We start from the raw sequence: 8758 nt of genomic DNA on the forward strand, positions 1-8758 counted from the left end.
AGTGGGAAACAAAAACCTACAACTGGAAGGAGGTCATCAACGACCTGACAAGTATCTTTGAAGAACGCATCAAACCGCATCGCTTCGACTAAAGCCCGCCTGACACAGTTTAAAAATCACTCCCGCTAAACCATCCGGTCAGGCTTCGCGCTCGGTTTCAGCGGTAAGTGTGTTGTTGTCCGCTCCGCGCGGGTTGAGCTTCGGGCGACAGGAAACGCGTCCCGAAGGTGAACTTTTCAGCCCAACCGTCCATATGCGTCAAGGCGCCTAACGTCGCCATGAACCCCTTTCGGCCGTTGGGTGCAATGTCCAATCTGCTCTTGGCTGGAAGAGTTTTTGGCCATAAATACCCCCAAACGGGCTATGCCGTGATAAGTATCCCGATGCATTTGACTATGCTGTTGGCAGTACGAGAGCCCCAATCAGGTTATACCAAATGGGTATTACCCGGCTCCATGAGGAAATCATTCAGGATTTTGAGATGTAAGGGCAAATTGGTGACGAATTCTACGAATTTGAAGAAGGGTTACGCCGGTTTTTAGCCCAATGGAAATTTGCCAAGTTTTTAGCATCATACGAACAGTTCAGGACATCCATAATAACAAGGCTCCAATTGTGCGGATTGCCCCCGCTCTGTAGAGTACCGTGACAAAGTACTCTTTCCGAAAAAATTGGCGAAGGCCAATGAGATGCCCAAAACAGTGAAGTTGCCAAGTGCGAAACGAGGGGCTGAGTAAGCGTCAGCTTTTCGGCTCAGTGGCACGCATCCGGCAGTCGAGTGAGGCAACGGTACGTATGTGCCCGTTCGCTCAGGTTCATGAGCCAATCCCCCGGCTCGATGGTATAGTTTTTACCCCTGCCTTTGCCAGACTTCCTCTTTTTGTTGCTTCACTCTGACGAGCCCTCTGACCGGGTGCCTCCGCCTGCGAATGACCAAAAATTGCCAACTGCTGCTTATTCTTTGTATTGCCCTGCTCGATGTTACGGCCGCCAATGGCCTCGGTGCACTGATTAGTGATTACGTTGTCGACCTGCCCGCCAAATCGTTTATGCTGACGGGCGGGGTAGCCGTGATGCTGAGTATTCAACTGGCGTTTTCGCCCGCTATTGGTAACTGGTCCGACAAAAAAGGCCGGCGACGCGTGATTCTGGCTACTACGCTGGCGTCGTTTCTGTCGACGTTGCTGCTGTTGCATGTGCAGGCGGGTACCTACGTGGCCAATCGGGTAGCGAAAGGGGGCACCAACGGGCTTTACGCCGTGCTTCGCTCGTCTATTACCGACCTGACCGACAAGCAGGAGCTGGTCAGGTGGTCAGGAATATTGAGTTTTATTGTCGGCTCGGGGCCGGTAGTGGGGCCTATGGTAGCGGGCTTGTTTCTGTTGTCGACCAGTGCGGTGCGTTTCGACCCTGTGCCAACTGTCTTGTTTCTGTTGGCGGTGGGCGTTCTCAACATGGGACTGGCTTTGGCTTTCCGCGAAACGAACCCCAAACGGGAAGAACTCGACCCCGACGAGGTCAAAGAGAAAATGGTCAGCTCGATCAAGGTGGTTACGCTCTGGCAGCAACTTAACGAGTCGGAAGAAAAAGTACCGGGTATCAAACCGGTGTTTATCCTGAACATGCTCGGCACGCTGGGCATTGGTTACTACACCTTTTTTGTGGCTTTCCTGACCCAGAGTCAATTGCTCATGTCGACCCGGCAAACGGCGGTTTTCTTTGTCTATTTCGGTGCGCTGGCCTTACTGGCCAATGTGGTTTTCTTCCGGTTTCTGGCCCACCGGGTGCACAAGCGCAAGGTGATAATCGGGCTGGCGTTGCTGGGTATTGTGTTGCAGGTGCTGTACGCGTTTACTGGCCCGTCGGAGATCATGTTGTACGTAGTGGGCGGTATCGATGCCCTGACGGTATCGGTGATGAGCGGGCTGATTGGCAGTATTTTGTCGCAGATCACCAAAGCCGGTGGCGGTCAGGGCGAGGTGTTTGGGAATATTCAGGCGCTGGGTGGGCTGGCCAGTTTCAGTACGGCGCTGGTCAATAGTTTGTTGTCGTCGGTAAGCCCACAGGCCCCGTTTGTATTTTGCGCCCTCAGCTTAGCGGCTGTAGTGTTCTGGAGTCTGCGGCTACCCGATACAGCCCGGCAGTACACTGATGCCTAAGCCAGATACATCTCCGAAATTCCGTGGGTGAGCACCCGTCCGGAAACGCCATTCTTCATCAACCCCTGAATGAGTGGACAAAACGGCCCAATGCGCTTCTGTGTTTAAGCAACTTCGTGGAGCCAGGGGTGTTGGCATCCAGCCTCACCGTTCCCCTGAAGGAGCCTCCTGATTCGTAAGCATACTGATGCGGACAAGCGTACCCCCCTCGGCCGATGACTCGATCTCCATCGTCGCTTTCAGCTGTTCACATACCTGCTTCACGATAAACAAGCCAATATCTTCGCTATGCTTTTGGGCGGAGCGCGCCGGGCCTTTGGTGGCCGGTAGGGCTTTACTGAGCGCTTTTTCGGGTTCCGTTAGTCGCTGCGAACTTGGTACTTCAATCTGCGGACTTAATTGTTCGGCGAGCAGGGCGGCCGGGCCATGCGTCAGGCCGGGACCGGAATCCTGCACGCTGAGTGTCCAGCGGGTATCGCTTTCGAGCGCCCACGATACATTGACCCAGCCTTGCTGGGTGTGGCGTAGCGCGCTCAGGAGCAGATTCTGGATGATCCGCTGTATTTTGCCCCGGTCGCTCAGTACCGGTAAACTGTCGGGACCATCGGCGCGAAGGACAAGCTGCTGTTCGGCCGACATGGGCTGGGCCTGTTTGACAAGGTCGCGCAACAAGTGGGCCGCGTCGAAGGGTTTAAGGGTAAGCTGCTCCTGCCCGGCTTCAATACGGGCAAAGTCGGTCATTTGCAGCAGCACATGCTGAATCGACGACAGGTTCCGGTTCAGAATCTCGATGTACTGTGTTTGTTCGGAGGGGGTGCTGGGCAGGGTGAGCAGGTTGGCCGCTCCAAACAGAGCTCCGAAACTACTGCGCAAATCGTGCGAGGTTTGGCGGAGGTGCTCCCCGCGCTCCCGGGTTATCTGATTCAGTTGGTCCAGAGCCGACTGGAGCTGTTCGGCCCGTTCGGCGGCACTGGTCTGGCGGAGGGAATCGTAATACATCACGCTACCCCGGTTTATTTCGCGGGCAAGTACCAGCACCTGCCGATGGGCCAGGGCCGTCACGGGGGCGGGTGTGTCGGGGTACAGGGTCAGGTAGGTGTCAATTTCGTCGGCCAGGGTTTCGTACAGCTTATCGAGTTCGTTGAGAAGTTCCTGTAGGGAGTAACCGCGCTGCCAGCGGTGCCAGCCGTGTTCGCTGGCTGTTTCGGTCGGGTCGGCCGAGAGTGGTTTATCCAGAAGCCGGTCTTGAAGCACATTGAGTAGAACCGGAACCTGATCAATGAACTCCTCTCGCGAGAGGCTCAGGCGGTTGTGGAGGTCGCCATCCGAAGCGCATTGTGTACGCCAGCTATTCAAAATCGTTTCCCGCCGGGTGGCCAGATAGTCGGCAAGATGCTTTACCTGGCCCAAAAAGGGACGACTTACTTTTGCCATAAGGGAAGATAGTTGCGTGTAAGGAGTTAACCCGGTTGCTTGTTGAAGGTTTGCCTCCCCGGTACCGACCCAGTAGCCAGGGGCCGAATCCTCACTCGGGGCTGACGGAATCGATAGGATTTGGCTATAAATGGGTTTAGTAAGTGTAAGTTCTGGTAAAGAATGCGTTTAGCAGAGCTATCCGGTAACCCCAACGTCAACCGCCAACGGCTTTACTACTCAGCCGCATCTTCCTCCTCGGGCATGGAGTCGGGGTTATCAGAATCAGAAGTGTGCAGGGCCGGGTTGGTGGCTTAAAACCCTAATCCGGCTCTCCGCTTTATGGGCCTATTTCTTACCTATAGGCCACTGTTGACAACCATCCCGGTGGGTCAATTTAATGATACTATCTACGTAGGGGTAGGCTTTCCTGTATCAAAATAGATTAATTTAACAATTGATACAAAGTCTATAGCCTTTATTCTTTCCTCTTTGTCTTACTTACATTCAACGTATGAATCCGCTATTAACCAGTGAGCTTACGTCTCGTCGGAATTTCAAGAATGCGAAGCTGCTTATTGTAGAAGATAACCCCGATCATGGGTTTATTATCAGTAAGGCCATGCAGGAGTGTCTGCCCGAAGTGAAGCCTGTTTGGGCCAAAACCAAAGAAGAGGCTCTTTGTTACCTGAATCAGTGTGAGCAGGAGGAGTGGGAGTCGCCCAAACTGGTGTTGCTGGACTTGTACCTGCCCAACCGGCATGATGGCTGGTATGTGCTCGAAAAGATCAGGGCGATGCCCGATGCGCTGGGTAAGGTGCCGGTGGTGCTATTGAGCCACTCCAACGACCGAAACGATATTGCGGAAGCCTACGAACGGGGGTGCTCGTCGTATCTGGTGAAGCCCATCAAGTACGACGATTGGCTGGAGTATTTCCAGACCCTGCGCGTGTACTGGTGGGAAACCGTGACCCTCCCTAAGGTAAATGTAGCCTTGTTTTAAGATCGGCTTGCTAATCGGCCGGGACACTTACCCTCCGCCGGAGCGGTGGTTGTCCCGGCTTTTTGTTTATTTAGCCGTTCTGAATCATTTCTTTATGCAGACCTTGAAGATAGCAACGGCGCAGTTTGAAAACGCCAGTGGTGATAAAGCGTATAACCTGAGCGTGATCAACCGATTGGCCGGGCAGGCGGCCCGGCAGGGCGCGCAGGTAGTGGCGTTTCATGAATGCTCTGTAACGGGCTACACCTTTGCTCGGCATCTCTCGCGGGAGCAGATGCTCGACCTGGCCGAGTTGATCCCGGATGGCGATAGTACACAGGCCCTCATTCAGATTGCGCGCGAGCACGACATTGCTATTCTGGCCGGGTTCTTCGAGAAAGACGAGCAGGACCGGCTTTTCAAAGGCTACGTTTGCGTGGATAAAAACGGGTTGGTGGCTAAGTACCGAAAGCTGCATCCGTTCATTAACCCGCACCTCTTGCCGGGCGACGAATACGTGGTGTTTGACCTGTACGGCTGGAAATGCGGTATCCTCATTTGCTACGACAACAACGTGGTCGAAAATGTGCGGGCCACGGCTCTGCTTGGGGCCGATATTATTTTTATGCCCCACGTTACCATGATGACGCCTTCTACCCGGCCCGGTGCCGGTTTTGCCGACCCCGCCCTCTGGGCCAACCGGCACAACGACCCGACCTCGCTTCGGTTGGAGTTCGACGGGCTTAAGGGCCGGGCCTGGCTCATGAAATGGCTGCCCGCCCGCGCCTACGACAACGGAGTGTATGTGGTCTTTGCTAACCCCATCGGGATGGACGATGACCAACTCAAAAACGGATGCTCGATGATTCTGGACCCCTTTGGCGACATTCTGGCCGAATGCCGTCAGCTCGACGATGAGGTAGTTGTGGCTACCTGTACCCCCGAAAAGCTACAGCAGGCCGGTGGTTTCCGGTACCGCAAGGCCCGGCGCCCCGACCTCTACCGCGACATTCTGGGACAAGAGCATCAGCCCGAACAAAAGGTGGTGTGGCTAAAGCCAATGAGTGAATGAGTGAGTTGGTGAATGAGCGAATGAGGGGTACGGGAGGTAAAGTGATTAACAACCCGGAACTATGCCATATTTCGCCAATTCACTCCTCAGTACTGGACATTAGATGCTGGACATCAGATGTATTGAGCGATTAGGTTGTTCTCCTTTTGGCTGTCCTGTACAACCACTGCCAGGGTCTTCGACCACTGGCAGGGAGTGAGCAACCCAAACCCTGCCAGTGGTCGAAGACCCTGGCAGTGGTTCCTTGCGAGAACAACCTTATCACCCAATACAATTAGACGTTAGACCTCCATATCAAAAGGTAGTAAGTCTAATGTCCAGTGTCTGAAGTCCGAATGTCCAGTACTGAAAATTCACTCAATACCTTTATATCAGGCTGCTGATTTCGCTCGGGCTTTGCGGTAGGTAGAGCGTAAACTCGGCTCCCTCGCCGGGTTGGCTGTGGGCCTCAATCAGGCCCCCGTGGTTTTCGGCTACGCGTTTCACCAGCGCGAGCCCGATACCTGAGCCTGCATAGGCACTGTTGGGCCCGTGTAGCCGCTGAAACGCTTCAAAAATACGCTCCTTATAACTTTGGTCGAAGCCGATGCCGTTATCTCTCACCTGTATTTGCCAGAAGCTCTGGACATCGGCCGGGAGCATAGACAGCGCATCGGGGTCAATTTGGGGGCGGGGCGTAGGCTGGCAACGGATAGTTACCTCTGGCCGTTCGTCGGGTTTGTTGAACTTGAGCGCGTTCGATAGCAGGTTTTGAAACAACTGCCGCAGTTGCGACGGATTGCCCTGAACTACTGGCAACGAATCAATCGTGACCAGGGCTTTTTTGTCGGTGATTACCGCTTCCAGATCCTCCAGAATCCCGGCCATTACCTCGTTTAAATCGACGGGTTCGAACGACTCGGTTTGGTTCGACAGGCGCGAGTACGCCAGCAGATCGTTGATGAGAGTCTGCATCCGCTCGGCTGCTTTCTGCATCCGTGCAATCAGATCTACACCATCGCCCAGCGATTCGGCGTAGCGGCTTTTGAGCAGGCTACCAAACGAATGTACTTTTCGCAGGGGCTCCTGCAAATCGTGGCTGGCAATGTAGGCAAACTGTTGCAGGCTGTCGTTGGAGCGCTTCAGTTGCCGGTTGGCCTGTTGCACCAGCGCGGCCTGTTGTTGCCGTTCCAGCTCGGCCCGCTTCCGGTCGGTTACGTCGTACAGAACGAGCAGAAAACCGTCGCCAAGCTTCGTGCCCGACACATCGAGCCACTTGTTCAGGTGCGGGTAAAACCGCTCCCGGCGGAACGAAAGCCCCTGCTCCGTTACGCTCTTGTAGAAATTGAAGAGCTCTTCGGTGTTCACCGTCAGGGGGAGGTTTACTACCGATGTAAACCGTTCCAGAAACGTGTGGTTACGCACTACCTCTTCGGTCGAGTTGAAGATTTTTTCGTAGGCGTGGTTAAAAAAGATCGACCGGAAATCGACAATCTCGCCGGCTCGGGTGCCTGTACTACCCGCCTGAGCGGGTGTTTTCCGAACAGCCTCGTAAGCAATGATGCCCATTGGCGAGGTTTGCAGCAGTTGGTTCAGAAACTCGGTTTGCTGTTCGAGTACCTGATGGGCCTGCTGGGTTTCGGTGATGTTCATGTACGTCACCACCACACCGTCGCCTTGCTTGGCGGCCGACACCTCGTACCAGCCATCCTGCTGGGTGTCGTCTTTGTACGAGCCGATCAGGTGTTCGGGCTCGCCCGATTCAGTAACCCGCACGTACAGGTCAAAGAACCCGTTGTCGCGGTTGCCCGGAAACACTTCCAGCAATTGCTTGCCCTCAATCTGGTCGGGCCTCATGAAATTGCTCCGAATTACGGCCTGATTGGCCGTCACCATCCTGAAATCAACAATGTTGCCCGCTTCGTTGCGGATGGCGGTCATGTACAGAATGCTGCTGATAGACGAATCGAAGATATTGCGCAACTGACTCGACTGCTCTTCGATGAGCAACGAGGCCTTTTTGCTTTCCGTAATGTCCGAAAACGTCAGCACAATATGCTCATTGTCGAGCCGGGCCCCCGACAGTTCAATCCAGATCTGGGCGGGTTCAAAGTAGTACTGGGTCTGCAAAGGTTTCCCGGCTGTCAGCAAATCGACGTACTGGTCGAACAGACCGGCTGACCGCAGCGTCGGGTCCAGTTGCATGGAGGTACGCGTGCTGAGCGATTGGTCGGGAATGCCCGTGATCTGGACAAACGCCCGGTTCCAGCGCACGGCCTTCAGGTCGACAATTTGACCATCAGAGTTGCGTATAGGCCGGAGTACGACCAAACCACTGGCCGAGGTCGCCAGAATATTGTCGAGCAACTGGTTTTGCTGCTCAACCTGTTGCTGCGTCTGTTTCTGGGCGGTGATGTCGATAAACGAAAGCACAAACCCGTCCTGCAAGGGCTGGGCCGAAATCAGATACCAGCCGTTGTAGCCATCGCCCTGATACGGAAATTCAAACGAATCGGGCTGCCCCGTTTCCACCACCCGCCGGTAGTGGTCGAACAAGCCTATTTGTTTCACCGAGGGAAACAGGCTCGTCATGAGCTCGCCCAAAATCTGGTGACGGGACCGGCCCGTCAACGTTTCGACCCCTTGGTTAATGATTCGGTAGCGAAAATCGACAAGCTCCTCATCGGCGTCGCGAATAGCTTCGCAGTAGGCCGTCATGCTTTGTTGAGCGTCCAGAACCGCCTGCAGCAAGGCTTCGCGGTCAGATAATGATGTAGCGTGGTGGGGTAAGTCGTTCATAACCTGAGTATCCTAAAAGTCAGGTTTAGAAACTGTTTGAGTTAGCGATTTGAGCGGATAATGAGTGAATTTTGGCTCTTGGCAAGGCGATTTTTGCAAGTGGTAGCAGCGCTACGGCTCAAAAAAGTGACGATGGCAAGAGTCAAAAGACGCCATTGGCGGCCAGATCGATTAATTCAAATAGCTTCTTAACTTCCAGGGGTGAGTCGGGCAAAAATAAGGAATGAAACTAGAGTGTGTGGACAATTAGGATAAACTTACCCAATCCTACGATCTTTGTGGCATGAGACGCTATGAGATCACCGAGCAGGAATGGACTAAAATCACCCCTCTTCTACCAGGACAGGCAGGCTC

At 54.2% G+C, this 8758-nt stretch carries 6 protein-coding genes; 4 read left to right on the top strand and 2 right to left on the bottom strand.

Features of this window, described 5'->3' with window-relative positions:
- The first annotated feature begins 346 nt into the window (after positions 1-346).
- Entirely contained in the window at positions 347-487 is a 141-nt protein-coding gene (locus F5984_RS27095; RefSeq protein ID WP_394367454.1) for a DUF6934 family protein, read from the top strand.
- Positions 488-929: 442 nt separating this feature from the next.
- The gene (locus tag F5984_RS26325) at positions 930-2159 is read left to right on the top strand and encodes an MFS transporter (RefSeq protein ID WP_152127374.1); all 1230 of its coding nucleotides are present in this window, start codon (positions 930-932) and stop codon (positions 2157-2159) included.
- Positions 2160-2303: 144 nt separating this feature from the next.
- Here the strand turns inward: F5984_RS26325 and F5984_RS26330 are convergent, their stop codons facing one another.
- Complete coding sequence (locus tag F5984_RS26330) at positions 2304-3593, bottom strand: sensor histidine kinase (RefSeq protein ID WP_152127376.1); 1290 nt, start codon at positions 3591-3593, stop codon at positions 2304-2306.
- 493 nt (positions 3594-4086) lie between these two features.
- Between F5984_RS26330 and F5984_RS26335 the strand changes: the two genes are divergently transcribed.
- On the top strand, positions 4087-4575 hold the full coding sequence (locus F5984_RS26335; RefSeq protein ID WP_185155657.1) for a response regulator: 489 nt from the start codon (positions 4087-4089) through the stop codon (positions 4573-4575).
- A 94-nt stretch (positions 4576-4669) separates the two neighbouring features.
- Positions 4670-5626, top strand: a complete 957-nt coding sequence (locus tag F5984_RS26340; RefSeq protein ID WP_152127379.1) for a nitrilase family protein — start codon at positions 4670-4672, stop codon at positions 5624-5626.
- Between the two features lie 366 nt (positions 5627-5992).
- On the opposite strand, the gene F5984_RS26345 is transcribed toward F5984_RS26340, so the two are convergent.
- Positions 5993-8404 carry an ATP-binding protein gene (locus tag F5984_RS26345; protein ID WP_152127381.1) on the bottom strand — a complete coding sequence of 804 codons (2412 nt, stop codon included), beginning with the start codon at positions 8402-8404 and terminating at the stop codon, positions 5993-5995.
- Positions 8405-8758 lie beyond the last annotated feature (354 nt).

Source organism: Rudanella paleaurantiibacter, from assembly GCF_009184635.1.
GTDB classification, from domain to species: Bacteria; Bacteroidota; Bacteroidia; order Cytophagales; family Spirosomataceae; genus Rudanella; species Rudanella paleaurantiibacter.